The 23,142-nt window shown below is 31.3% G+C and carries 29 protein-coding genes; 10 read left to right on the forward strand and 19 right to left on the reverse strand.

Translation table 11 applies throughout. From position 1 onward, the window contains the following. Positions 1-168: type II toxin-antitoxin system Phd/YefM family antitoxin (locus BR44_RS10870; protein WP_034553366.1), on the reverse strand; the 168-nt coding region annotated here is incomplete at its 3' end. Positions 169-1,386: 1,218 nt separating this feature from the next. Here BR44_RS10870 and BR44_RS10875 point away from each other — a divergent pair. Both BR44_RS10875 and BR44_RS10880 read left to right on the forward strand, forming a co-directional pair. Next, positions 1,387-1,713 (forward strand): winged helix-turn-helix transcriptional regulator, encoded by a 327-nt coding sequence (locus BR44_RS10875; RefSeq protein ID WP_425393585.1) that lies wholly within the window; start codon positions 1,387-1,389, stop codon positions 1,711-1,713. A 158-nt stretch (positions 1,714-1,871) separates the two neighbouring features. Continuing rightward, entirely contained in the window at positions 1,872-2,423 is a 552-nt protein-coding gene (locus tag BR44_RS10880) for a tyrosine-type recombinase/integrase (protein WP_034553371.1), read from the forward strand. 22 nt (positions 2,424-2,445) lie between these two features. Here the strand turns inward: BR44_RS10880 and BR44_RS10885 are convergent, their stop codons facing one another. Both BR44_RS10885 and BR44_RS10890 read right to left on the reverse strand, forming a co-directional pair. Further along, the gene (locus BR44_RS10885; RefSeq protein ID WP_034553373.1) at positions 2,446-3,012 is read right to left on the reverse strand and encodes a MerR family transcriptional regulator; all 567 of its coding nucleotides are present in this window, start codon (positions 3,010-3,012) and stop codon (positions 2,446-2,448) included. Positions 3,013-3,085: 73 nt separating this feature from the next. Next, positions 3,086-3,874, reverse strand: coding sequence for a replication initiation protein (locus BR44_RS10890; RefSeq protein ID WP_051912734.1), 789 nt, complete (start codon positions 3,872-3,874; stop codon positions 3,086-3,088). Positions 3,875-4,522: 648 nt separating this feature from the next. Here BR44_RS10890 and BR44_RS12080 point away from each other — a divergent pair. Together BR44_RS12080 and BR44_RS10900 are read left to right on the forward strand one after the other, a co-directional pair. Beyond that, positions 4,523-4,606: a type I toxin-antitoxin system Fst family toxin gene (locus BR44_RS12080; RefSeq protein WP_156955015.1), complete on the forward strand. Its 84-nt coding sequence runs from the start codon at positions 4,523-4,525 to the stop codon at positions 4,604-4,606. A 427-nt stretch (positions 4,607-5,033) separates the two neighbouring features. Then, positions 5,034-5,243 (forward strand): hypothetical protein, encoded by a 210-nt coding sequence (locus BR44_RS10900; RefSeq protein WP_034553376.1) that lies wholly within the window; start codon positions 5,034-5,036, stop codon positions 5,241-5,243. Positions 5,244-5,608: 365 nt separating this feature from the next. Here the strand turns inward: BR44_RS10900 and BR44_RS10905 are convergent, their stop codons facing one another. From BR44_RS10905 to BR44_RS11185, 4 genes are all read right to left on the reverse strand, one after another. Next, entirely contained in the window at positions 5,609-5,806 is a 198-nt protein-coding gene (locus BR44_RS10905) for a hypothetical protein (protein WP_034553379.1), read from the reverse strand. A 1,452-nt stretch (positions 5,807-7,258) separates the two neighbouring features. Next, positions 7,259-7,549, reverse strand: coding sequence for a hypothetical protein (locus BR44_RS10910; protein WP_034553382.1), 291 nt, complete (start codon positions 7,547-7,549; stop codon positions 7,259-7,261). A gap of 874 nt (positions 7,550-8,423) precedes the next feature. Beyond that, positions 8,424-8,609, reverse strand: a complete 186-nt coding sequence (locus BR44_RS10915) for a hypothetical protein (RefSeq protein ID WP_034553384.1) — start codon at positions 8,607-8,609, stop codon at positions 8,424-8,426. 307 nt (positions 8,610-8,916) lie between these two features. Next, on the reverse strand, positions 8,917-9,267 hold the full coding sequence (locus BR44_RS11185) for a helix-turn-helix domain-containing protein (RefSeq protein ID WP_084676174.1): 351 nt from the start codon (positions 9,265-9,267) through the stop codon (positions 8,917-8,919). A 959-nt stretch (positions 9,268-10,226) separates the two neighbouring features. On the opposite strand from BR44_RS11185, the gene BR44_RS10925 reads away from it, so the two are divergent. After that, positions 10,227-10,649: a hypothetical protein gene (locus BR44_RS10925; RefSeq protein WP_051912736.1), complete on the forward strand. Its 423-nt coding sequence runs from the start codon at positions 10,227-10,229 to the stop codon at positions 10,647-10,649. Between the two features lie 143 nt (positions 10,650-10,792). Here BR44_RS10925 and BR44_RS10930 read toward each other — a convergent pair whose 3' ends face one another. The 3 genes from BR44_RS10930 to BR44_RS10940 all read right to left on the reverse strand — a co-directional run bounded on the left by BR44_RS10930 (position 10,793) and on the right by BR44_RS10940 (position 12,362). Beyond that, positions 10,793-11,059 carry a Txe/YoeB family addiction module toxin gene (locus BR44_RS10930; RefSeq protein ID WP_034553386.1) on the reverse strand — a complete coding sequence of 89 codons (267 nt, stop codon included), beginning with the start codon at positions 11,057-11,059 and terminating at the stop codon, positions 10,793-10,795. Then, complete coding sequence (locus BR44_RS10935; protein WP_034553387.1) at positions 11,044-11,298, reverse strand: type II toxin-antitoxin system Phd/YefM family antitoxin; 255 nt, start codon at positions 11,296-11,298, stop codon at positions 11,044-11,046. The genes BR44_RS10930 and BR44_RS10935 overlap by 16 nt, the downstream gene beginning before the upstream one ends. A gap of 569 nt (positions 11,299-11,867) precedes the next feature. After that, entirely contained in the window at positions 11,868-12,362 is a 495-nt protein-coding gene (locus BR44_RS10940; RefSeq protein WP_034553389.1) for a lactoylglutathione lyase family protein, read from the reverse strand. A gap of 170 nt (positions 12,363-12,532) precedes the next feature. Here BR44_RS10940 and BR44_RS10945 point away from each other — a divergent pair, with 170 nt between their 5' ends. Both BR44_RS10945 and BR44_RS10950 read left to right on the forward strand, forming a co-directional pair. Beyond that, the gene (locus tag BR44_RS10945; RefSeq protein WP_425393585.1) at positions 12,533-12,859 is read left to right on the forward strand and encodes a winged helix-turn-helix transcriptional regulator; all 327 of its coding nucleotides are present in this window, start codon (positions 12,533-12,535) and stop codon (positions 12,857-12,859) included. A gap of 158 nt (positions 12,860-13,017) precedes the next feature. Beyond that, complete coding sequence (locus BR44_RS10950; RefSeq protein ID WP_034553371.1) at positions 13,018-13,569, forward strand: tyrosine-type recombinase/integrase; 552 nt, start codon at positions 13,018-13,020, stop codon at positions 13,567-13,569. 22 nt (positions 13,570-13,591) lie between these two features. Here BR44_RS10950 and BR44_RS10955 read toward each other — a convergent pair whose 3' ends face one another. Beyond that, the gene (locus tag BR44_RS10955; RefSeq protein ID WP_034553373.1) at positions 13,592-14,158 is read right to left on the reverse strand and encodes a MerR family transcriptional regulator; all 567 of its coding nucleotides are present in this window, start codon (positions 14,156-14,158) and stop codon (positions 13,592-13,594) included. 73 nt (positions 14,159-14,231) lie between these two features. After that, a complete protein-coding gene (locus BR44_RS10960) occupies positions 14,232-15,020 on the reverse strand; it encodes a replication initiation protein (protein WP_051912734.1) in 789 nt (262 codons plus the stop codon). Between the two features lie 648 nt (positions 15,021-15,668). Here BR44_RS10960 and BR44_RS12085 point away from each other — a divergent pair. Further along, complete coding sequence (locus BR44_RS12085) at positions 15,669-15,752, forward strand: type I toxin-antitoxin system Fst family toxin (protein ID WP_156955015.1); 84 nt, start codon at positions 15,669-15,671, stop codon at positions 15,750-15,752. 427 nt (positions 15,753-16,179) lie between these two features. After that, the gene (locus BR44_RS10970) at positions 16,180-16,389 is read left to right on the forward strand and encodes a hypothetical protein (protein ID WP_034553376.1); all 210 of its coding nucleotides are present in this window, start codon (positions 16,180-16,182) and stop codon (positions 16,387-16,389) included. A 365-nt stretch (positions 16,390-16,754) separates the two neighbouring features. On the opposite strand, the gene BR44_RS10975 is transcribed toward BR44_RS10970, so the two are convergent. The 4 genes from BR44_RS10975 to BR44_RS11190 all read right to left on the reverse strand — a co-directional run bounded on the left by BR44_RS10975 (position 16,755) and on the right by BR44_RS11190 (position 20,413). Then, entirely contained in the window at positions 16,755-16,952 is a 198-nt protein-coding gene (locus BR44_RS10975) for a hypothetical protein (protein ID WP_034553379.1), read from the reverse strand. Positions 16,953-18,404: 1,452 nt separating this feature from the next. Beyond that, entirely contained in the window at positions 18,405-18,695 is a 291-nt protein-coding gene (locus tag BR44_RS10980; RefSeq protein ID WP_034553382.1) for a hypothetical protein, read from the reverse strand. Between the two features lie 874 nt (positions 18,696-19,569). After that, positions 19,570-19,755, reverse strand: a complete 186-nt coding sequence (locus tag BR44_RS10985; protein ID WP_034553384.1) for a hypothetical protein — start codon at positions 19,753-19,755, stop codon at positions 19,570-19,572. 307 nt (positions 19,756-20,062) lie between these two features. Continuing rightward, the gene (locus tag BR44_RS11190; protein ID WP_084676174.1) at positions 20,063-20,413 is read right to left on the reverse strand and encodes a helix-turn-helix domain-containing protein; all 351 of its coding nucleotides are present in this window, start codon (positions 20,411-20,413) and stop codon (positions 20,063-20,065) included. A gap of 1,088 nt (positions 20,414-21,501) precedes the next feature. On the opposite strand from BR44_RS11190, the gene BR44_RS11195 reads away from it, so the two are divergent. Continuing rightward, entirely contained in the window at positions 21,502-21,792 is a 291-nt protein-coding gene (locus BR44_RS11195; protein WP_156955014.1) for a hypothetical protein, read from the forward strand. A gap of 143 nt (positions 21,793-21,935) precedes the next feature. Here the strand turns inward: BR44_RS11195 and BR44_RS12105 are convergent, their stop codons facing one another. The 3 genes from BR44_RS12105 to BR44_RS11005 are packed head-to-tail and all read right to left on the reverse strand — an operon-like array spanning position 21,936 to position 22,440. Continuing rightward, entirely contained in the window at positions 21,936-22,061 is a 126-nt protein-coding gene (locus BR44_RS12105; RefSeq protein WP_342668089.1) for a hypothetical protein, read from the reverse strand. Continuing rightward, positions 22,046-22,201, reverse strand: a complete 156-nt coding sequence (locus BR44_RS12110) for a hypothetical protein (protein WP_342668088.1) — start codon at positions 22,199-22,201, stop codon at positions 22,046-22,048. The genes BR44_RS12105 and BR44_RS12110 overlap by 16 nt, the downstream gene beginning before the upstream one ends. Beyond that, positions 22,186-22,440 (reverse strand): type II toxin-antitoxin system Phd/YefM family antitoxin, encoded by a 255-nt coding sequence (locus BR44_RS11005; protein ID WP_034553387.1) that lies wholly within the window; start codon positions 22,438-22,440, stop codon positions 22,186-22,188. The genes BR44_RS12110 and BR44_RS11005 overlap by 16 nt, the downstream gene beginning before the upstream one ends. Between the last annotated feature and the right edge of the window lie 702 nt (positions 22,441-23,142).

The raw sequence follows: 23,142 nt of genomic DNA on the forward strand, positions 1-23,142 counted from the left end.
TTGAAGGTATAACGTTTCTTGAATAGCATCCCAGTCTTTTTTGCTAATCATAACGGCTTCGCTATCTTCATTTTTACCTGAAATGTAAATGGGCTCATTGTTTTTGTTGACGTCTTTTAGTAATTGATAAAAGACTTTTCTAGCTTGGCTAGGGTTTACAATCGACATAGATTATTCCTCCTTTTTTATTTATTATAGCGTACTTAAAAACGTACGTCAACAAAACTGTAGATACATGAAATGACATAGAATCGTGTATCTTCTATACAACCCCCGCAATAGGAAGCGAGTGCCATTAAATAGCTTGGTATACTAAAATAAATTTAGGTCAGGATATGCGAGGCAAAAATGTCATTCTCTCTGTTTCTTTTGCATTTAGGCTGAAAAGATTCGTCGTGAGCAGACCCGAAAAACGACGTAATAGCTGATTATATTTTTCGTGAAAAAAAAAAGAAGTTCCCTTTGCCTTTTTTAGCAGGGAGCTTCTTAAATAATCAAGTAAAAGATTAACGAGTTAATCACTCGGAAAGAAAAAGGAATATATGAAATTGTTTAAAGTAATGTATTGAAACCCTTTATTTAAAAAGCATCTTTTTGTTCGAGGTCATCTATCAAATTTTTAGTTAGTTGCATATTTTTATCTTTTATCATTTAATAAAAAATGAATTGTGATTTATTTTATGCTCCTATCTAGTTAGTTATGTCCTAGCTTTTTACCACATGTATTTATTAATATGCTCCTGATGAATAAGTTACTTCGTAGCTATGGCTATAAATTTCAAAGACAATACCAAATGGATCTTCTACGTAACACATTTTATAAGGTTTTTCATTTGGATAATACTCCTAATTGGCATCCTTTTTTGCCACCGTGAGCTACGATTTTTTCAACCATGCCTTCTATATCTGGATCCTGAACACTAAAATGAATACTCCATTTTTCCAATATTCAAAATTGTTTCAGGACTCTCACTATTTGGAAATCAAAGAGCTCTACACCGATTCCATCCGATGTTACCATGTGTGCAATCCGTAAATCCTCCAACCTTCGCCAAAACATCTATACACATCTGTCCAATAGGTGTTTATTTTCTTCTAACTACGTCAGACGGCTTCATAACAATATACCAGCCCATAACTTCTTTATAAAAAATTTGTCGCTTTATCTACATCCGGAACGGATAGCCAATATGTGAAAATGCTCTTGGATACGTCATCTAATCTCTCCTATCTGTACAACAAATATATGGTATTATTATGCTGTATCTTTTCCTTTAATATCATCTATTGTATATGGGATTTTTTATGAGAACAATACGGCACAATATTGTGGGATAGTTACCAAAAGGATACTAATGGATTATACAGGAGGTTCACATGGGAAAAATTAAAAAAAGCTATATATGTTCTTTGGTACTTACCATAGACTTGATAGGTGGAAAATGGAAATTAATCATTCTTTGGTATTTAATAGAAAATACAAAAAGATTTACCGAACTTAAACAATTAATACCAACAATTACACAAAAAATACTTACGGAACAATTGAGAGAATTAGAAGTTAATCATATTATTTCTAGAAAAGTGTATCCAACGGTACCTCCTAAAGTAGAATATTCACTAACTTCTTATGGTGAGAGTTTGATTCCAATTATCAATAGTTTATGTGATTGGACTGAGTCATATGCTCAGGAAAACAACATTACTTTATAACAGATTCTCATCAAAAATAATACACGAAATTGGATAAAATCATGTATCCCGAACCCTGTCACACTAGGGTTCTTTTTTTTATTTCCCCTCCAATACATGATTACATGCTATACTGAATGAAATCATGTATCGCTTTTGTGAGAGGAGAGGGCTTTTCAATGCCTTACAATGTGCAACCATTAAGATCACAGCACGAGATAAATGACTTTTTATTTGGGTTACGACGCAATAAAAACGCAAAACGAGACGTCTTTCTCTTTTTAATCGGGATCAATAGCGGTCTACGTATGTCTGATATCGTTAAACTAAAGAAAAAAGACATCTTATCCGCTAAAAATCCACGAATCGTGGAGCAAAAAACAGGAAAGACCCGTATTTTATATTTGAGTAGCCTGCAGGATTTGATCCAGGACTACACAAAAGACCTGGCAGCAGACGATTATCTGTTTCCAAGCACCAAAGGCGGGCATTTAGAAGTGAACACCGTCTACCAGATGTTTCAGAAGGTCGCTAAACTGTTAGGGCGAGACGATATTGGCACACACACGCTTAGAAAGACCTTTGGGTACCATTACTACAAAAAAACCAAAGATGTGGCCACTTTGATGGAAATCTTTGGTCACAGCAGCGAAACAATCACAAAACGCTATATCGGAATCAATGAAGATGAAATTAGTGAAACGTTATTGAATTTTAGACTAGGATTTTAACTATTATCATTAAAATTACATTCTATGGTATATAAAAAAATTTACCAAATATTCTTTTAAAAAAAGATTTCTTTTCAAGCTCTTTTGGTTCTTCTAAGGGAGTCTTGGATTCTTCTGAAATTTTATTACTATCACTAATTATATCAATATTATGTTTAACTAAAGAATCAACTAATTTCTCTAAACGCTCAATTTGGACATCTTTTTTTTGTAATGCTTCTTGATAATCGTCTAAATATTTATTTTGTTGAGCTACAATTAACCGTAGCTTAGCCGAAAAATCATTTGCATCTGTTTCCGTAGCTATAGCGTTTGTTGTATCTGAGTTATGTCTGAACCCTAAAATCTCATTAACAGCGATGTCTAAGGTGTATCCCGGCTTATTTTTAAGATCTACTAAGAGTTGTAAAGTAGCTATATCTTCTTTCGTGTACAATCTATTATTTGACTCATCTCTTGCAAAATATAGATCTTTTTCTGCTTTTTCATCTAATAATGAAGCATATTTTCTTAGAGTAGAAGGTTGTATCATTAACCTTTCGCAAACTATTCTTGTAGATACATAATCAATTGGATGTATCTCTTTCATGTTTTACCTCCTAAAGGGTTGATATAACAGTATGTTACAACAAGGACTAGAGATATACAAGAGTCCTAGATGGTTAACTCTCTAACCAATTATACATTGGAACCTGAGGTTTTTCTGAAACTTCTTTTCTTAATTTTTTAGTTATTCTAAATTCTACTCTTACAACATTTCTCCCGTTTTTACCGAGTAACATCTCTATATGTAAATCAGTTTTAGTGTTTACTTCCTCAATAGCTTTTTTTAAATATCGGCCATTAAATACTCCCCAGGTCAAATCTTTATGGCCAAAATATTCTTGGATTTCTTTGACCTCTCCACCAATAACTCCATTGTGCAATCCAGACTTAGCTAATTGGTAAAGTAGTAATGAATATTTAGATTTTAAGCTTATGATAGTTCTTAAATAGTAAGAAGTGTAATTACCTTTCTCTGCTAATTGAAGAAGGTAAGGGGCTAATTTTGAATGTAATTTTAAAACTGCTTTACCATCATATTTTAAAGAGACCTCGTCGATCCATCTAGCAATTTCAATTCCTGATTCATCTTCTGATTGTATCCAGAAACCTTTGTTAGATAAATTAAGAAGAGCATCTTTTGTATGTTTGATGTTTTTTCCGCCGTTTCCAAACCCTAAGACTAAATTTATCTCAGCTACAGAAGTTTCAACTTGTAATAATTCTTCGTCATTAGGTTTAATCTTACTAATAAGCCAATCAATAAGCTTTAATTCTTTTTCAGTTAAATTAATCTTTGCTTTTTGAACTAACTGATTATCTTTTGCTACAGTATATTCTTTATTTAATTCTATAACCTCTTGGTTCATATTTTGATAGATAGAATTAACTTTAATTGTATGATCCATTTTATATGCTCCTTTCGGGTACAAGTTAGTATTTATGCTAACACTAACATGTATGCTATAAAAAAACATATTTATTGATTAATTAGTATGCATTAGGGTACAAATTAGTACGTATTAGGGTACAAACTAGTATGTATTAGGGTACAAACTAGTATGTATTAGGGTACAAACTAGTATATAAAGAAGCTATAAGCACTGGTATTAGTGGTTTCCCAACCCCTCTAAGTACTTAAAGTATTAAAGAATTAATAAATAAATATTAAATAAACAGGAAAAAATAGAGCCCTCTTTAATTTTAACTTAAATGACTATAAAATTAATATAATAAAAATTTAGAATGAAACCTTGCTACACAAGCTAAAAAGCATTTTAAAAGGTCAAAAAAGGTCGCTCTGCTCCATTTGCAATGAAAAGAGAGGAAATGTAACTACTTTTAGTAAAACCGCTTAGAAGGTTGTTTTAGCTAAGATTCAAACAAGTAAATAGCTCACTTCGTTCGTGCAGGGCAAGCCCTACATACCCAAAGATCGTCAAACAAGCCTTTGATAGGAACGCTGAATCATTTTTCCTTCTTTTGGCTATATTAATGACAAAGACAAGTATGCTATATTTATTGCTGGCAACTTGCCCCGAAAGGGGGTGTCGTTCGTGAAGGAATTACTAACTTTGGTTATCGCACCACTGTTTGTGGGACTAGTAATCGTACTAGTTGAGCATTGGTTAGATGATTAGCGGATAACCGCAAGTTGGCCTAACCCATACGTTTGCAGTCGCAGCAGACGAAAAAAAAGCCACTCCTATTCGCTGTAGGGGTGGCTTTGTGTCGTTCTTAGAACTACTAACTTTATCGCACGTCCATTATACCATGCAAGGATTTAATCAGCAATATCAAGGAATTTTGATTGTCAGAGCTCTTTTTATAATTGTTCGTGCAGGGCACAACCCTACGTATCCTTAAAAAAAATCAAACAGTTATTAATTTAATGATTAGATAGCTATTTTGTAAAAGAATCACTAAATGTAGGCTTTGAAACAAGAAAAATGATGGTTTTAAGAGACTTTTAAACGAAGCGTTCATAATTTATACTACGAAATGGTAAGATTCCCTGTGAGGCGTTAATTTAGCTAATAAGAGCAAATGAAAGGAATGAGTTTCAAAATGAAAGAAACTATTAAAAAAGAACAGAATAAAATAATTTTAATATATGGGACTCTTTTTTTTATTGTAGGATTAATTGGAACAATTTTTCCAGAAATTTCTAAATTTATTATAAGCTTTTGTTTTATTTTTGGTGGCTCAAGTATTTTGACTGGACTTTTTTATTTCGCTGGGAAGAAAATTAATCAGACAGATAAAAAGGATAAGTAATTTTGTAAGATAACTCTACGGTAAAAAAGATAGAATCTAGTGCAAGTTTATGCCTTTCTTAGCTTTATCTCCTTCTTTTATTTTTTGAAGTTATCTTTTTTTGTTCTAACCCCTTTTTAGATTTTAAACAAAGGCGCACTTATACACGATAAAAATCGTGTGTGCTGAGATCAAAGAAAATAAATAAGGCGCACTTACCCCTTCACTTTTAAAAGTGAAGGATTGCGCTCTTTGAGAGCAAAAAACAACTCAAAAACGAACACTTGAACAGTGTCTTTTTTGAGTTATTTTTTTGTGTGAAAATTCCTTTGGAATTTAAAAATTTGCTTTGCTCATGTCTAAAAAAATTAAGATTTTCTTTACGATTAGTACATATATTTAATCGCATGTTTAAAAACAATCACGTCTTCAGCTTTTATATCTTGTACGTTGACATGAAGTTCATAACGACCAGCATGTAGCAATGTTCCTCGAAGAATTTCTCCGTCCATAAAAACAATATGAACTTTTTCACCCTTTTTTTGCTCGTATCCGTAGCTGACTTTGTCTTCATTTTTTTTCATCCTACTCACAACTCCTTATTTAGAGTACTTTAAGTTTAAAATATTCTTACTCCTTAAGCAATCCAAAGCCTTTATTTGTTCTGGATTGATAAATGAGAGGAACTCTTTTATCCTGGTTTATCCTTTACAATCCTACAAAGGAACGGTACAGTTTGTACATCTTCTAGCGTAACAATTTTGCCTTGCTAGATTTTTCTTTACATTGCTAGAAAAGCCTTCTGACTACCCCAAATAGTTAAGAGACTTTTTCTACGCGTTGAAAGCACACAAGGTCGTACGTGTTTTCTTTTTTTTAATCATCTAGTAGAATAAGAGAAGCTTCTTTTTTAAAAGGAGCTAGATCACAATAAAAAGACTAGAAGTAATAACGGTTGATTAGTGGTCCAGTCACTCGTTATTCTTTAAATGGCTAATGGAAAAAGCTTTTTGAAGCTAGTCTTTTTTCCTATCACCCCTATGAACATTCAAAGTCTTTTTGACAAAAAAAGAGCGCTCCTTTAAACTAAAAGAATAAAAAAGATGCTGATATTATTTCAGAATAGATTATTTATCTATGCCCATAATGTTATTGATTTCCTGCCCTGGTTTTGGGTGTTGCGTTCTTTTTTGCTTACCTCTTTGACAGGGTAAGCTTTTTTTATTAGTTAGAAAACAGCATAATTATTTCTCGCGCCTCGAGGTGCAAGAAATAATTATGCTTAACCTCTTATAGTTTTCCTTCTCTTGTACGATATGAGGGTTAAAGATAATATTGTTTTTTTAGAGTCTATTCATTTTATACTATTCTTAATACCAGTAACGTAAGCCTTTACAAATAAGTAAACCTACTTTAAACTAACAGTATTAACTCAATTCCAGGGGTTAATAGCCACTATTTTTTTAAAGAACTTATGCTTGTCACTTTTTTTTTATCAGTTTTAGTTTTTTGGCTTGCATGGTTGCATTTTTCCTTGGCTATGAAGATAGCCAAGGTTTTTTTTTGTCTCTTTCAATCTTTCATTGTCGGCTAACTTTGATGTAAAGTATGACTTTACTATACTTTACATCGTAAAGTGTGGTCTCTGCGAGGCTAAAAAGGAACCGAGTGAACAGACACGAAAAACGTCGGAATCCCCGCCTCTTTTTTTCGAATAAAACAAAAAAAAGACAAAAAACAAAGAAAAAAGACTTCTTGGTATTCAAAGAGTCTTTTTACTAGTCATGTACATTAGTTTTTCTGCGCACGAATTTATTACGAGTATTTTTATCAAAGTAAAAATCACACCTAGAAATCACTATATAATTGTAGTGTCAAAACCAACATTTAAGAAGAAACAAGATGGGTTCAGTTGTATCATCAAGATTTCTCACTTATTTTCCAAGCATATTTGTTAATGATTTAAAAGTCATGGATTCAATTAGATAAGTAACTTATCCATCTCGTTTTTGCATTGCTGAGATATCCGTAAAGTATCAATGAACCCTTATGCCCTCTATATGTATAGATGAAAAAACAGATTTGCCCATCATGGATAAATGCAGCTCGTTCTTTCTCAAAGGTAAGCCTTTAGCAAGATAAATAAAAAGACTATTTTGTTGAATCAACATATAGTTATTATTTCGAGGATTTTTATATGAAATATCCACATCTTCTCCACCCACACAACAGGTGCCCGTTGCTTCAAGTGAAACAGTTATTATCGTACGATTTTTCTTTTTCATCCAATCTTGTACTGCCTCATCTACTTTAATAGATATAGCCATCTTTTTATCACTGTCCTTTTTTTAGAATAATCAGGATTTTATCTAATTATATCACAAATAATTTGGCCGTTAACATACACCAATGTAAGTGGGAAAAAGGAATCTTATGTTGATCCAATAAAAAAGGGTCTATGATTTTTAGTGTTGATAAATGAATTAAATGACTCATCCAAAATTTCTAGAGGAATAGGGTTGCTTGTAGCTATGCATAAATTATAAACCGTAACCGTATTAGAACAACATTCTGTTTTTCTTATTGCCAATTAAAAACACACGCTATATAATCCGAATAACAAAAAGAAAAGATCGCTTTATGAATATCAATTCAACTCATCGTTTGTCCGCCTCTTCTAATCTATCTCGATTCTTTTTCCCTACCGTATCGGCTTGTACGGTAGGGTTTAGTACAATTCATTTATTTCAATAACATTTAATATAAATTTTTTATGATACATGAATTTAGATAGAATAATGTATCAATTACACTATTAAACTTGATTTTTTTTGTGTGAAAATTCCTTTTGAATTTAAAAACTTAAATTGCTCATGTTTGAGGAACGATTTTATTTTCGCTATTTTTTTCTTTTTTATTTTAAAAATAACAGTAAATAGTAAAAATAAAGGTGTACGAGTTGATATACACGAGACAAAAATAGAGATAAAAATAGCCCAAATCATATACAAGGTGATATACATATAGGGTGAAAAGTGACAGCAAAAAAATTAGTTAGAAACCTAATAGGCACAGCCTATTTATCACTTTCGAAGGAAAGTGATATCAGGTTCCCTTATGCTCTTGCATGAATTGCTCTTAAATTAGGTTTAAAAAAAAAGGTGCGATTTAAAGGAATTAATTTAATTCCTTTAGTGACAGTTAATTTATTTTTTGCAAAGCTTTTCTTTTTTTATTCGCCTTGTAAAAATTTAAAATTGAACTTATAAACCAAATAAAAGCAGCCGTGTATGCAAAAGTTCCTCCTCGAAATAGGAAGAACAAACTTAAAAATAATGTACCGATAGCAATATAAAATTGAGGTTGTTTAAAAATATCTTTGTTCATTTATTCATCTCCTCGAGTAAGAAATAGATTGATATTTTGTAAAATGATTAATCAGACACTTATAAACGACAGTGACAAACTAACCAGATCAGTACCTGCGAACTGTCTATTTTGGGTAGACTTCAAAGATACAATAAAGACTAATCCTTTTTACTGATTGATAGCCACTTTTCCATAATTTTTACTTCCTCTTTAAGTTTTTTTATTTTATTTTTCTATACTCATTCGATAAAAGGGACCTCAAAAAATATGATACCTGCTACTTTTTTCACTTCTTAATGAATCAAAGGTACTGCAGCTCATTTTTTTATGAAACAAGAAGCGCAAAAATAATGATAGGGATGCCAAAGACTAAAAGAAATAAGATTGAACGATCCTCAATATCTAGCTTTATAAAAAAATTCCTTATTTTAGCTGGTATTGTTTTGGGTGGAGGGGATTTAAATAAGTCTTTGATTGTTAGACCGTAAAATTCACTAATGCGTTGGAGCATTTCTAAATTTGGCACACTTTTTCCTTGTTCCCATTCAGATAGTAATTTTCTAGGAATTTCCAACTTTTTAGATACTAAAATTTGAGACATTTTTTGTTGTTCTCGCTCATACTTTAGGCGTTCAGCTAGGTTCACAGCTACTCCTCCTGTTTTTAACTTAACCATCTTGTTAACGGTTTTATTATCACTCAAAAGAGGAAGTAAAACAAGAATTTAAAAGGGATAAAAATTTATAAAAAATGGTAGTTTTGATAGATTAGTCATTTTATCATTTAGTTAAATAATAGAATCTTTTTTAGATTAAATAGTTAAGAACGATATATTATTTGCTAATATATCGAGTGTTGACTAAACTTAAACAAAAGCAACACAGAGTCGCTCGGTGTTGGGGAGACTGGGTATTCTCCGAAATATGTTGCCTTTTTGTCTTTCATAAAAAGCACCATCAGGAATGACAATAGAAAGTCTTTTACTCCTTATGCATAAGCTATAGACTTTTTTGATTACAATACTATTCATCTCTCAAAGAACAAACTTGTGTTCCATTCTGAAGTTAATAGTGTCAGCAGTGTTTTCTTTTTTTATGCATTACATACTAGATAGACTCAATTAAAAGCAACACGATGCCTCCCGGTCTTGGGGGCGTACAGAAAGTCCTCAAAAACGTGTTGCTTTTTCTTTTTTATATTGCTCATATTTGTAACGTTTGTTGTTTATTTTCTTTTAACAGTCTTGTAAACTAGGAGATAAGCTCCTTTCTTAATGAAAGGAGTAAGATCAGAGAAAAAAGACTAGAAGTAGTAAGGGTTGATTAGTGGTCCAATCAATCGTTATTCTTTAAAGAGCTTATGGAAAAATTTTTTTGGAGCTAGTCTTTTTTTCATTCATAAAAATCTGGACTTGTTTTGACTAAAAAATACAAATGTTTTATAATTAAAAGAAAAAGCTGATAATATTTCAGAATAGAACGTTCATATATGCCCTTAATGTTGATTTAAAAATAGCCCTATCTTGGGGTGTAGCTTTCTTTTTTACCTACTTTTCTAATAGGAGTAGGCTGTTTTCATTTTTTGATAAGGTATACTTTTTTATAAATAATTTATTATAAAAGGAGTAGAATTTAAATGGAATCCGAAAGATTATTTTTAATTCAAAAAAACGAATGTTACCGTTTTAATATAGATCTTGAAGTAATAGCGTGTCTTTTATTGACAGATACCTTTTCAGAAGCCCCAAAAGAGTATTCTGAAGCTATTATGGACAATAATCCAGACCCTTCAGAAAATTTTATTTTTGTTCAAGTTGGTGTTACTAGAGAGCTATCTGAACAAGAAAGAGAAGAACTTCTTTCCTTTACCGATGGATTACTAATAGTTAAACATGATATTGATTATTTTGTAGACTTTTTTGATATCAATAAAGAAATTCAATTCAACTATCCTCATGATATAGGATCTAGTGACCTTATTACGAAAGTTAACACGATTTTTGAAACTGATATTGAAATTAAAAACGTTAAATCATTCAATAATCTTTTACAAAATTAAATTTTTCCTCAATTAATCATGTATTAAACAATACATAAAATTGGATATAATCGTGTATCTAGAACCTTATTATAAAAAAGTTCTTTTTTGTTTTCTCTCCATAGTCAAAAAAGATAGAATCTCACCTTTTTAAAAGTAAGTTTCTATCTTTCATAGTGTGTCCAAGCTGACCAGATAATGATTTCTTTTGCATCATTATTGACAGAATAAACAATTCGATGCTGAATATTTAAGCGTCTCGAGTATTTATCCTTTAAATTCCCAATTAATTTCTCATACGGTGGTGGATTTTGAAAAGGATTATTTTGTAAGACAACCATTAGTTCTTTGAATTTTTTATCTAAATGAGCAGATTTCAAATTCTTTAAATCTTTCGTAGCGGATTTTGCTAATTTTATAGAGTATCCCAATCGATATCCTCCAATGCAATAAACTCATTTTCTTGTTTACGCTGTTGGATCGTATCAGCTACTCCAGAAGATTGAAGGTATAACGTTTCTTGAATAGCATCCCAGTCTTTTTTGCTAATCATAACGGCTTCGCTATCTTCATTTTTACCTGAAATGTAAATGGGCTCATTGTTTTTGTTGACGTCTTTTAGTAATTGATAAAAGACTTTTCTAGCTTGGCTAGGGTTTACAATCGACATAGATTATTCCTCCTTTTTTATTTATTATAGCGTACTTAAAAACGTACGTCAACAAAACTGTAGATACATGAAATGACATAGAATCGTGTATCTTCTATACAACCCCCGCAATAGGAAGCGAGTGCCATTAAATAGCTTGGTATACTAAAATAAATTTAGGTCAGGATATGCGAGGCAAAAACTGTCATTTCTCTCTGTTTCTTTTTTGCATTTAGGCTGAAAAGATTCGTCGTGAGCAGACCCGAAAAACGACGTAATAGCTGATTATATTTTTCGTGAAAAAAAAAAGAAGTTCCCTTTGCCTTTTTTAGCAGGGAGCTTCTTAAAATAATCAAGTAAAAGATTAACGAGTTAATCACTCGGAAAGAAAAAGGAATATATGAAATTGTTTAAAGTAATGTATTGAAACCCTTTATTTAAAAAGCATCTTTTTGTTCGAGGTCATCTATCAAATTTTTAGTTAGTTGCATATTTTTATCTTTTATCATTTATAAAAAAATGAATTGTGATTTATTTTTATGCTCCTATCTAGTTAGTTATGTCCTAGCTTTTTTACCACATGTATTTATTTAATATGCTCCTGATGAATAAGTTACTTCGTAGCTATGGCTATAAATTTCAAAGACAATACCAAATGGATCTTCTACGTAACACATTTTATAAGGTTTTTCATTTGGATAATACTCTCTAATTGGCATCCTTTTTTTGCCACCGTGAGCTACGATTTTTTCAACCATGCCTTCTATATCTGGATCCTGAACACTAAAATGGAATACTCCATTTTTCCAATATTCAAAATTGTTTTCAGGACTCTCACTATTTGGAAATTCAAAGAGCTCTACACCGATTCCATCCGATGTTACCATGTGTGCAATCCGTAAATTCCTCCAACCTTCGCCAAAAACATCTATACACATCTGTCCAATAGGTGTTTTATTTTCTTCTACTACGTCAGACGGCTTCATAACAATATACCAGCCCATAACTTCTTTATAAAAATTTGTCGCTTTATCTACATCCGGAACGGATAGCCCAATATGTGAAAATGCTCTTGGATACGTCATCTAATCTCTCCTATCTGTACAACAAATATATGGTATTATTATGCTGTATCTTTTTCCTTTAATATCATCTATTGTATATGGGATTTTTTATGAGAACAATACGGCACAATATTGTGGGATAGTTACCAAAAGGATACTAATGGATTATACAGGAGGTTCACATGGGAAAAATTAAAAAAAGCTATATATGTTCTTTGGTACTTACCATAGACTTGATAGGTGGAAAATGGAAATTAATCATTCTTTGGTATTTAATAGAAAATACAAAAAGATTTACCGAACTTAAACAATTAATACCAACAATTACACAAAAAATACTTACGGAACAATTGAGAGAATTAGAAGTTAATCATATTATTTCTAGAAAAGTGTATCCAACGGTACCTCCTAAAGTAGAATATTCACTAACTTCTTATGGTGAGAGTTTGATTCCAATTATCAATAGTTTATGTGATTGGACTGAGTCATATGCTCAGGAAAACAACATTACTTTATAACAGATTCTCATCAAAAATAATACACGAAATTGGATAAAATCATGTATCCCGAACCCTGTCACACTAGGGTTCTTTTTTTTATTTCCCCTCCAATACATGATTACATGCTATACTGAATGAAATCATGTATCGCTTTTGTGAGAGGAGAGGGCTTTTCAATGCCTTACAATGTGCAACCATTAAGATCACAGCACGAGATAAATGACTTTTTATTTGGGTTACGACGCAATAAAAACGCAAAACGAGACGTCTTTCTCTTTTTAATCGGGATCAATAGCGGTCTACGTATGTCTGATATCGTTAAACTAAAGAAAAAAGACATCTTATCCGCTAAAAATCCACGAATCGTGGAGCAAAAAACAGGAAAGACCCGTATTTTATATTTGAGTAGCCTGCAGGATTTGATCCAGGACTACACAAAAGACCTGGCAGCAGACGATTATCTGTTTCCAAGCACCAAAGGCGGGCATTTAGAAGTGAACACCGTCTACCAGATGTTTCAGAAGGTCGCTAAACTGTTAGGGCGAGACGATATTGGCACACACACGCTTAGAAAGACCTTTGGGTACCATTACTACAAAAAAACCAAAGATGTGGCCACTTTGATGGAAATCTTTGGTCACAGCAGCGAAACAATCACAAAACGCTATATCGGAATCAATGAAGATGAAATTAGTGAAACGTTATTGAATTTTAGACTAGGATTTTAACTATTATCATTAAAATTACATTCTATGGTATATAAAAAAATTTACCAAATATTCTTTTAAAAAAAGATTTCTTTTCAAGCTCTTTTGGTTCTTCTAAGGGAGTCTTGGATTCTTCTGAAATTTTATTACTATCACTAATTATATCAATATTATGTTTAACTAAAGAATCAACTAATTTCTCTAAACGCTCAATTTGGACATCTTTTTTTTGTAATGCTTCTTGATAATCGTCTAAATATTTATTTTGTTGAGCTACAATTAACCGTAGCTTAGCCGAAAAATCATTTGCATCTGTTTCCGTAGCTATAGCGTTTGTTGTATCTGAGTTATGTCTGAACCCTAAAATCTCATTAACAGCGATGTCTAAGGTGTATCCCGGCTTATTTTTAAGATCTACTAAGAGTTGTAAAGTAGCTATATCTTCTTTCGTGTACAATCTATTATTTGACTCATCTCTTGCAAAATATAGATCTTTTTCTGCTTTTTCATCTAATAATGAAGCATATTTTCTTAGAGTAGAAGGTTGTATCATTAACCTTTCGCAAACTATTCTTGTAGATACATAATCAATTGGATGTATCTCTTTCATGTTTTACCTCCTAAAGGGTTGATATAACAGTATGTTACAACAAGGACTAGAGATATACAAGAGTCCTAGATGGTTAACTCTCTAACCAATTATACATTGGAACCTGAGGTTTTTCTGAAACTTCTTTTCTTAATTTTTTAGTTATTCTAAATTCTACTCTTACAACATTTCTCCCGTTTTTACCGAGTAACATCTCTATATGTAAATCAGTTTTAGTGTTTACTTCCTCAATAGCTTTTTTTAAATATCGGCCATTAAATACTCCCCAGGTCAAATCTTTATGGCCAAAATATTCTTGGATTTCTTTGACCTCTCCACCAATAACTCCATTGTGCAATCCAGACTTAGCTAATTGGTAAAGTAGTAATGAATATTTAGATTTTAAGCTTATGATAGTTCTTAAATAGTAAGAAGTGTAATTACCTTTCTCTGCTAATTGAAGAAGGTAAGGGGCTAATTTTGAATGTAATTTTAAAACTGCTTTACCATCATATTTTAAAGAGACCTCGTCGATCCATCTAGCAATTTCAATTCCTGATTCATCTTCTGATTGTATCCAGAAACCTTTGTTAGATAAATTAAGAAGAGCATCTTTTGTATGTTTGATGTTTTTTCCGCCGTTTCCAAACCCTAAGACTAAATTTATCTCAGCTACAGAAGTTTCAACTTGTAATAATTCTTCGTCATTAGGTTTAATCTTACTAATAAGCCAATCAATAAGCTTTAATTCTTTTTCAGTTAAATTAATCTTTGCTTTTTGAACTAACTGATTATCTTTTGCTACAGTATATTCTTTATTTAATTCTATAACCTCTTGGTTCATATTTTGATAGATAGAATTAACTTTAATTGTATGATCCATTTTATATGCTCCTTTCGGGTACAAGTTAGTATTTATGCTAACACTAACATGTATGCTATAAAAAAACATATTTATTGATTAATTAGTATGCATTAGGGTACAAATTAGTACGTATTAGGGTACAAACTAGTATGTATTAGGGTACAAACTAGTATGTATTAGGGTACAAACTAGTATATAAAGAAGCTATAAGCACTGGTATTAGTGGTTTCCCAACCCCTCTAAGTACTTAAAGTATTAAAGAATTAATAAATAAATATTAAATAAACAGGAAAAAATAGAGCCCTCTTTAATTTTAACTTAAATGACTATAAAATTAATATAATAAAAATTTAGAATGAAACCTTGCTACACAAGCTAAAAAGCATTTTAAAAGGTCAAAAAAGGTCGCTCTGCTCCATTTGCAATGAAAAGAGAGGAAATGTAACTACTTTTAGTAAAACCGCTTAGAAGGTTGTTTTAGCTAAGATTCAAACAAGTAAATAGCTCACTTCGTTCGTGCAGGGCAAGCCCTACATACCCAAAGATCGTCAAACAAGCCTTTGATAGGAACGCTGAATCATTTTTCCTTCTTTTGGCTATATTAATGACAAAGACAAGTATGCTATATTTATTGCTGGCAACTTGCCCCGAAAGGGGGTGTCGTTCGTGAAGGAATTACTAACTTTGGTTATCGCACCACTGTTTGTGGGACTAGTAATCGTACTAGTTGAGCATTGGTTAGATGATTAGCGGATAACCGCAAGTTGGCCTAACCCATACGTTTGCAGTCGCAGCAGACGAAAAAAAAGCCACTCCTATTCGCTGTAGGGGTGGCTTTGTGTCGTTCTTAGAACTACTAACTTTATCGCACGTCCATTATACCATGCAAGGATTTAATCAGCAATATCAAGGAATTTTGATTGTCAGAGCTCTTTTTATAATTGTTCGTGCAGGGCACAACCCTACGTATCCTTAAAAAAAATCAAACAGTTATTAATTTAATGATTAGATAGCTATTTTGTAAAAGAATCACTAAATGTAGGCTTTGAAACAAGAAAAATGATGGTTTTAAGAGACTTTTAAACGAAGCGTTCATAATTTATACTACGAAATGGTAAGATTCCCTGTGAGGCGTTAATTTAGCTAATAAGAGCAAATGAAAGGAATGAGTTTCAAAATGAAAGAAACTATTAAAAAAGAACAGAATAAAATAATTTTAATATATGGGACTCTTTTTTTTATTGTAGGATTAATTGGAACAATTTTTCCAGAAATTTCTAAATTTATTATAAGCTTTTGTTTTATTTTTGGTGGCTCAAGTATTTTGACTGGACTTTTTTATTTCGCTGGGAAGAAAATTAATCAGACAGATAAAAAGGATAAGTAATTTTGTAAGATAACTCTACGGTAAAAAAGATAGAATCTAGTGCAAGTTTATGCCTTTCTTAGCTTTATCTCCTTCTTTTATTTTTTGAAGTTATCTTTTTTTGTTCTAACCCCTTTTTAGATTTTAAACAAAGGCGCACTTATACACGATAAAAATCGTGTGTGCTGAGATCAAAGAAAATAAATAAGGCGCACTTACCCCTTCACTTTTAAAAGTGAAGGATTGCGCTCTTTGAGAGCAAAAAACAACTCAAAAACGAACACTTGAACAGTGTCTTTTTTGAGTTATTTTTTTGTGTGAAAATTCCTTTGGAATTTAAAAATTTGCTTTGCTCATGTCTAAAAAAATTAAGATTTTCTTTACGATTAGTACATATATTTAATCGCATGTTTAAAAACAATCACGTCTTCAGCTTTTATATCTTGTACGTTGACATGAAGTTCATAACGACCAGCATGTAGCAATGTTCCTCGAAGAATTTCTCCGTCCATAAAAACAATATGAACTTTTTCACCCTTTTTTTGCTCGTATCCGTAGCTGACTTTGTCTTCATTTTTTTTCATCCTACTCACAACTCCTTATTTAGAGTACTTTAAGTTTAAAATATTCTTACTCCTTAAGCAATCCAAAGCCTTTATTTGTTCTGGATTGATAAATGAGAGGAACTCTTTTATCCTGGTTTATCCTTTACAATCCTACAAAGGAACGGTACAGTTTGTACATCTTCTAGCGTAACAATTTTGCCTTGCTAGATTTTTCTTTACATTGCTAGAAAAGCCTTCTGACTACCCCAAATAGTTAAGAGACTTTTTCTACGCGTTGAAAGCACACAAGGTCGTACGTGTTTTCTTTTTTTTAATCATCTAGTAGAATAAGAGAAGCTTCTTTTTTAAAAGGAGCTAGATCACAATAAAAAGACTAGAAGTAATAACGGTTGATTAGTGGTCCAGTCACTCGTTATTCTTTAAATGGCTAATGGAAAAAGCTTTTTGAAGCTAGTCTTTTTTCCTATCACCCCTATGAACATTCAAAGTCTTTTTGACAAAAAAAGAGCGCTCCTTTAAACTAAAAGAATAAAAAAGATGCTGATATTATTTCAGAATAGATTATTTATCTATGCCCATAATGTTATTGATTTCCTGCCCTGGTTTTGGGTGTTGCGTTCTTTTTTGCTTACCTCTTTGACAGGGTAAGCTTTTTTTATTAGTTAGAAAACAGCATAATTATTTCTCGCGCCTCGAGGTGCAAGAAATAATTATGCTTAACCTCTTATAGTTTTCCTTCTCTTGTACGATATGAGGGTTAAAGATAATATTGTTTTTTTAGAGTCTATTCATTTTATACTATTCTTAATACCAGTAACGTAAGCCTTTACAAATAAGTAAACCTACTTTAAACTAACAGTATTAACTCAATTCCAGGGGTTAATAGCCACTATTTTTTTAAAGAACTTATGCTTGTCACTTTTTTTTTATCAGTTTTAGTTTTTTGGCTTGCATGGTTGCATTTTTCCTTGGCTATGAAGATAGCCAAGGTTTTTTTTTGTCTCTTTCAATCTTTCATTGTCGGCTAACTTTGATGTAAAGTATGACTTTACTATACTTTACATCGTAAAGTGTGGTCTCTGCGAGGCTAAAAAGGAACCGAGTGAACAGACACGAAAAACGTCGGAATCCCCGCCTCTTTTTTTCGAATAAAACAAAAAAAAGACAAAAAACAAAGAAAAAAGACTTCTTGGTATTCAAAGAGTCTTTTTACTAGTCATGTACATTAGTTTTTCTGCGCACGAATTTATTACGAGTATTTTTATCAAAGTAAAAATCACACCTAGAAATCACTATATAATTGTAGTGTCAAAACCAACATTTAAGAAGAAACAAGATGGGTTCAGTTGTATCATCAAGATTTCTCACTTATTTTCCAAGCATATTTGTTAATGATTTAAAAGTCATGGATTCAATTAGATAAGTAACTTATCCATCTCGTTTTTGCATTGCTGAGATATCCGTAAAGTATCAATGAACCCTTATGCCCTCTATATGTATAGATGAAAAAACAGATTTGCCCATCATGGATAAATGCAGCTCGTTCTTTCTCAAAGGTAAGCCTTTAGCAAGATAAATAAAAAGACTATTTTGTTGAATCAACATATAGTTATTATTTCGAGGATTTTTATATGAAATATCCACATCTTCTCCACCCACACAACAGGTGCCCGTTGCTTCAAGTGAAACAGTTATTATCGTACGATTTTTCTTTTTCATCCAATCTTGTACTGCCTCATCTACTTTAATAGATATAGCCATCTTTTTATCACTGTCCTTTTTTTAGAATAATCAGGATTTTATCTAATTATATCACAAATAATTTGGCCGTTAACATACACCAATGTAAGTGGGAAAAAGGAATCTTATGTTGATCCAATAAAAAAGGGTCTATGATTTTTAGTGTTGATAAATGAATTAAATGACTCATCCAAAATTTCTAGAGGAATAGGGTTGCTTGTAGCTATGCATAAATTATAAACCGTAACCGTATTAGAACAACATTCTGTTTTTCTTATTGCCAATTAAAAACACACGCTATATAATCCGAATAACAAAAAGAAAAGATCGCTTTATGAATATCAATTCAACTCATCGTTTGTCCGCCTCTTCTAATCTATCTCGATTCTTTTTCCCTACCGTATCGGCTTGTACGGTAGGGTTTAGTACAATTCATTTATTTCAATAACATTTAATATAAATTTTTTATGATACATGAATTTAGATAGAATAATGTATCAATTACACTATTAAACTTGATTTTTTTTGTGTGAAAATTCCTTTTGAATTTAAAAACTTAAATTGCTCATGTTTGAGGAACGATTTTATTTTCGCTATTTTTTTCTTTTTTATTTTAAAAATAACAGTAAATAGTAAAAATAAAGGTGTACGAGTTGATATACACGAGACAAAAATAGAGATAAAAATAGCCCAAATCATATACAAGGTGATATACATATAGGGTGAAAAGTGACAGCAAAAAAATTAGTTAGAAACCTAATAGGCACAGCCTATTTATCACTTTCGAAGGAAAGTGATATCAGGTTCCCTTATGCTCTTGCATGAATTGCTCTTAAATTAGGTTTAAAAAAAAAGGTGCGATTTAAAGGAATTAATTTAATTCCTTTAGTGACAGTTAATTTATTTTTTGCAAAGCTTTTCTTTTTTTATTCGCCTTGTAAAAATTTAAAATTGAACTTATAAACCAAATAAAAGCAGCCGTGTATGCAAAAGTTCCTCCTCGAAATAGGAAGAACAAACTTAAAAATAATGTACCGATAGCAATATAAAATTGAGGTTGTTTAAAAATATCTTTGTTCATTTATTCATCTCCTCGAGTAAGAAATAGATTGATATTTTGTAAAATGATTAATCAGACACTTATAAACGACAGTGACAAACTAACCAGATCAGTACCTGCGAACTGTCTATTTTGGGTAGACTTCAAAGATACAATAAAGACTAATCCTTTTTACTGATTGATAGCCACTTTTCCATAATTTTTACTTCCTCTTTAAGTTTTTTTATTTTATTTTTCTATACTCATTCGATAAAAGGGACCTCAAAAAATATGATACCTGCTACTTTTTTCACTTCTTAATGAATCAAAGGTACTGCAGCTCATTTTTTTATGAAACAAGAAGCGCAAAAATAATGATAGGGATGCCAAAGACTAAAAGAAATAAGATTGAACGATCCTCAATATCTAGCTTTATAAAAAAATTCCTTATTTTAGCTGGTATTGTTTTGGGTGGAGGGGATTTAAATAAGTCTTTGATTGTTAGACCGTAAAATTCACTAATGCGTTGGAGCATTTCTAAATTTGGCACACTTTTTCCTTGTTCCCATTCAGATAGTAATTTTCTAGGAATTTCCAACTTTTTAGATACTAAAATTTGAGACATTTTTTGTTGTTCTCGCTCATACTTTAGGCGTTCAGCTAGGTTCACAGCTACTCCTCCTGTTTTTAACTTAACCATCTTGTTAACGGTTTTATTATCACTCAAAAGAGGAAGTAAAACAAGAATTTAAAAGGGATAAAAATTTATAAAAAATGGTAGTTTTGATAGATTAGTCATTTTATCATTTAGTTAAATAATAGAATCTTTTTTAGATTAAATAGTTAAGAACGATATATTATTTGCTAATATATCGAGTGTTGACTAAACTTAAACAAAAGCAACACAGAGTCGCTCGGTGTTGGGGAGACTGGGTATTCTCCGAAATATGTTGCCTTTTTGTCTTTCATAAAAAGCACCATCAGGAATGACAATAGAAAGTCTTTTACTCCTTATGCATAAGCTATAGACTTTTTTGATTACAATACTATTCATCTCTCAAAGAACAAACTTGTGTTCCATTCTGAAGTTAATAGTGTCAGCAGTGTTTTCTTTTTTTATGCATTACATACTAGATAGACTCAATTAAAAGCAACACGATGCCTCCCGGTCTTGGGGGCGTACAGAAAGTCCTCAAAAACGTGTTGCTTTTTCTTTTTTATATTGCTCATATTTGTAACGTTTGTTGTTTATTTTCTTTTAACAGTCTTGTAAACTAGGAGATAAGCTCCTTTCTTAATGAAAGGAGTAAGATCAGAGAAAAAAGACTAGAAGTAGTAAGGGTTGATTAGTGGTCCAATCAATCGTTATTCTTTAAAGAGCTTATGGAAAAATTTTTTTGGAGCTAGTCTTTTTTTCATTCATAAAAATCTGGACTTGTTTTGACTAAAAAATACAAATGTTTTATAATTAAAAGAAAAAGCTGATAATATTTCAGAATAGAACGTTCATATATGCCCTTAATGTTGATTTAAAAATAGCCCTATCTTGGGGTGTAGCTTTCTTTTTTACCTACTTTTCTAATAGGAGTAGGCTGTTTTCATTTTTTGATAAGGTATACTTTTTATAAATAATTTATTATAAAGGAGTAGAATTTAAATGGAATCCGAAAGATTATTTTTAATTCAAAAAAACGAATGTTACCGTTTTAATATAGATCTTGAAGTAATAGCGTGTCTTTTATTGACAGATACCTTTTCAGAAGCCCAAAAGAGTATTCTGAAGCTATTATGGACAATAATCCAGACCCTTCAGAAAATTTTATTTTTGTTCAAGTTGGTGTTACTAGAGAGCTATCTGAACAAGAAAGAGAAGAACTTCTTTCCTTTACCGATGGATTACTAATAGTTAAACATGATATTGATTATTTTGTAGACTTTTTTGATATCAATAAAGAAATTCAATTCAACTATCCTCATGATATAGGATCTAGTGACCTTATTACGAAAGTTAACACGATTTTTGAAACTGATATTGAAATTAAAAACGTTAAATCATTCAATAATCTTTTACAAAATTAAATTTTTCCTCAATTAATCATGTATTAAACAATACATAAAATTGGATATAATCGTGTATCTAGAACCTTATTATAAAAAAGTTCTTTTTTGTTTTCTCTCCATAGTCAAAAAAGATAGAATCTCACCTTTTTAAAAGTAAGTTTCTATCTTTCATAGTGTGTCCAAGCTGACCAGATAATGATTTCTTTTGCATCATTATTGACAGAATAAACAATTCGATGCTGAATATTTAAGCGTCTCGAGTATTTATCCTTTAAATTCCAATTAATTTCTCATACGGTGGTGGATTTTGAAAAGGATTATTTTGTAAGACAACCATTAGTTCTTTGAATTTTTTATCTAAATGAGCAGATTTCAAATTCTTTAAATCTTTCGTAGCGGATTTTGCTAATTTTATAGAGTATCCCAATCGATATCCTCCAATGCAATAAACTCATTTTCTTGTTTACGCTGTTGGATCGTATCAGCTACTCCAGAAGATTGAAGGTATAACGTTTCTTGAATAGCATCCCAGTCTTTTTTGCTAATCATAACGGCTTCGCTATCTTCATTTTTACCTGAAATGTAAATGGGCTCATTGTTTTTGTTGACGTCTTTTAGTAATTGATAAAAGACTTTTCTAGCTTGGCTAGGGTTTACAATCGACATAGATTATTCCTCCTTTTTTATTTATTATAGCGTACTTAAAAACGTACGTCAACAAAACTGTAGATACATGAAATGACATAGAATCGTGTATCTTCTATACAACCCCGCAATAGGAAGCGAGTGCCATTAAATAGCTTGGTATACTAAAATAAATTTAGGTCAGGATATGCGAGGCAAAAACTGTCATTTCTCTCTGTTTCTTTTTTGCATTTAGGCTGAAAAGATTCGTCGTGAGCAGACCCGAAAAACGACGTAATAGCTGATTATATTTTTCGTGAAAAAAAAAGAAGTTCCCTTTGCCTTTTTTAGCAGGGAGCTTCTTAAAATAATCAAGTAAAAGATTAACGAGTTAATCACTCGGAAAGAAAAAGGAATATATGAAATTGTTTAAAGTAATGTATTGAAACCCTTTATTTAAAAGCATCTTTTTGTTCGAGGTTCATCTATCAAATTTTTAGTTAGTTGCAATATTTTATCTTTTATCATTTATAAAAAAAATGAATTGTGATTTATTTTTATGCTTCCTATCTAGTTAGTTATGTCCTAGCTTTTTACCACATGTATTTATTTAATATGCTCCTGATGAATAAGTTACTTCGTAGCTATGGCTATAAATTTCAAAGACAATTACCTAAATGGATCTTCTACGTAACACATTTTATAAGGTTTTTCATTTGGATAATACTCTCTAATTGGCATCCT

Origin of the sequence: Carnobacterium funditum DSM 5970, assembly GCF_000744185.1 — a bacterium.
In the GTDB taxonomy this organism is placed as follows: Bacteria; Bacillota; Bacilli; order Lactobacillales; family Carnobacteriaceae; genus Carnobacterium_A; species Carnobacterium_A funditum.

What these genes read in the sequence shown, in the direction of transcription:
- BR44_RS10970 (WP_034553376.1), top strand. Translation starts at nt 16,180, where the DNA reads ATGAAAGAAACTATTAAAAAAGAACAGAATAAAATAATTTTAATATAT.
- BR44_RS10975 (WP_034553379.1), bottom strand. Translation starts at nt 16,952, where the DNA reads ATGAAAAAAAATGAAGACAAAGTCAGCTACGGATACGAGCAAAAAAAG.
- BR44_RS10880 (WP_034553371.1), top strand. Translation starts at nt 1,872, where the DNA reads ATGCCTTACAATGTGCAACCATTAAGATCACAGCACGAGATAAATGAC.
- BR44_RS11005 (WP_034553387.1), bottom strand. Translation starts at nt 22,440, where the DNA reads ATGTCGATTGTAAACCCTAGCCAAGCTAGAAAAGTCTTTTATCAATTA.
- BR44_RS10980 (WP_034553382.1), bottom strand. Translation starts at nt 18,695, where the DNA reads ATGGCTATATCTATTAAAGTAGATGAGGCAGTACAAGATTGGATGAAA.
- BR44_RS10925 (WP_051912736.1), top strand. Translation starts at nt 10,227, where the DNA reads ATGGAATCCGAAAGATTATTTTTAATTCAAAAAAACGAATGTTACCGT.
- BR44_RS10985 (WP_034553384.1), bottom strand. Translation starts at nt 19,755, where the DNA reads ATGAACAAAGATATTTTTAAACAACCTCAATTTTATATTGCTATCGGT.
- BR44_RS10960 (WP_051912734.1), bottom strand. Translation starts at nt 15,020, where the DNA reads ATGGATCATACAATTAAAGTTAATTCTATCTATCAAAATATGAACCAA.
- BR44_RS11190 (WP_084676174.1), bottom strand. Translation starts at nt 20,413, where the DNA reads ATGGTTAAGTTAAAAACAGGAGGAGTAGCTGTGAACCTAGCTGAACGC.
- BR44_RS10910 (WP_034553382.1), bottom strand. Translation starts at nt 7,549, where the DNA reads ATGGCTATATCTATTAAAGTAGATGAGGCAGTACAAGATTGGATGAAA.
- BR44_RS11195 (WP_156955014.1), top strand. Translation starts at nt 21,502, where the DNA reads ATGGACAATAATCCAGACCCTTCAGAAAATTTTATTTTTGTTCAAGTT.
- BR44_RS10885 (WP_034553373.1), bottom strand. Translation starts at nt 3,012, where the DNA reads ATGAAAGAGATACATCCAATTGATTATGTATCTACAAGAATAGTTTGC.
- BR44_RS10955 (WP_034553373.1), bottom strand. Translation starts at nt 14,158, where the DNA reads ATGAAAGAGATACATCCAATTGATTATGTATCTACAAGAATAGTTTGC.
- BR44_RS10890 (WP_051912734.1), bottom strand. Translation starts at nt 3,874, where the DNA reads ATGGATCATACAATTAAAGTTAATTCTATCTATCAAAATATGAACCAA.
- BR44_RS10915 (WP_034553384.1), bottom strand. Translation starts at nt 8,609, where the DNA reads ATGAACAAAGATATTTTTAAACAACCTCAATTTTATATTGCTATCGGT.
- BR44_RS10935 (WP_034553387.1), bottom strand. Translation starts at nt 11,298, where the DNA reads ATGTCGATTGTAAACCCTAGCCAAGCTAGAAAAGTCTTTTATCAATTA.
- BR44_RS10905 (WP_034553379.1), bottom strand. Translation starts at nt 5,806, where the DNA reads ATGAAAAAAAATGAAGACAAAGTCAGCTACGGATACGAGCAAAAAAAG.
- BR44_RS10950 (WP_034553371.1), top strand. Translation starts at nt 13,018, where the DNA reads ATGCCTTACAATGTGCAACCATTAAGATCACAGCACGAGATAAATGAC.
- BR44_RS10940 (WP_034553389.1), bottom strand. Translation starts at nt 12,362, where the DNA reads ATGACGTATCCAAGAGCATTTTCACATATTGGGCTATCCGTTCCGGAT.
- BR44_RS10900 (WP_034553376.1), top strand. Translation starts at nt 5,034, where the DNA reads ATGAAAGAAACTATTAAAAAAGAACAGAATAAAATAATTTTAATATAT.
- BR44_RS11185 (WP_084676174.1), bottom strand. Translation starts at nt 9,267, where the DNA reads ATGGTTAAGTTAAAAACAGGAGGAGTAGCTGTGAACCTAGCTGAACGC.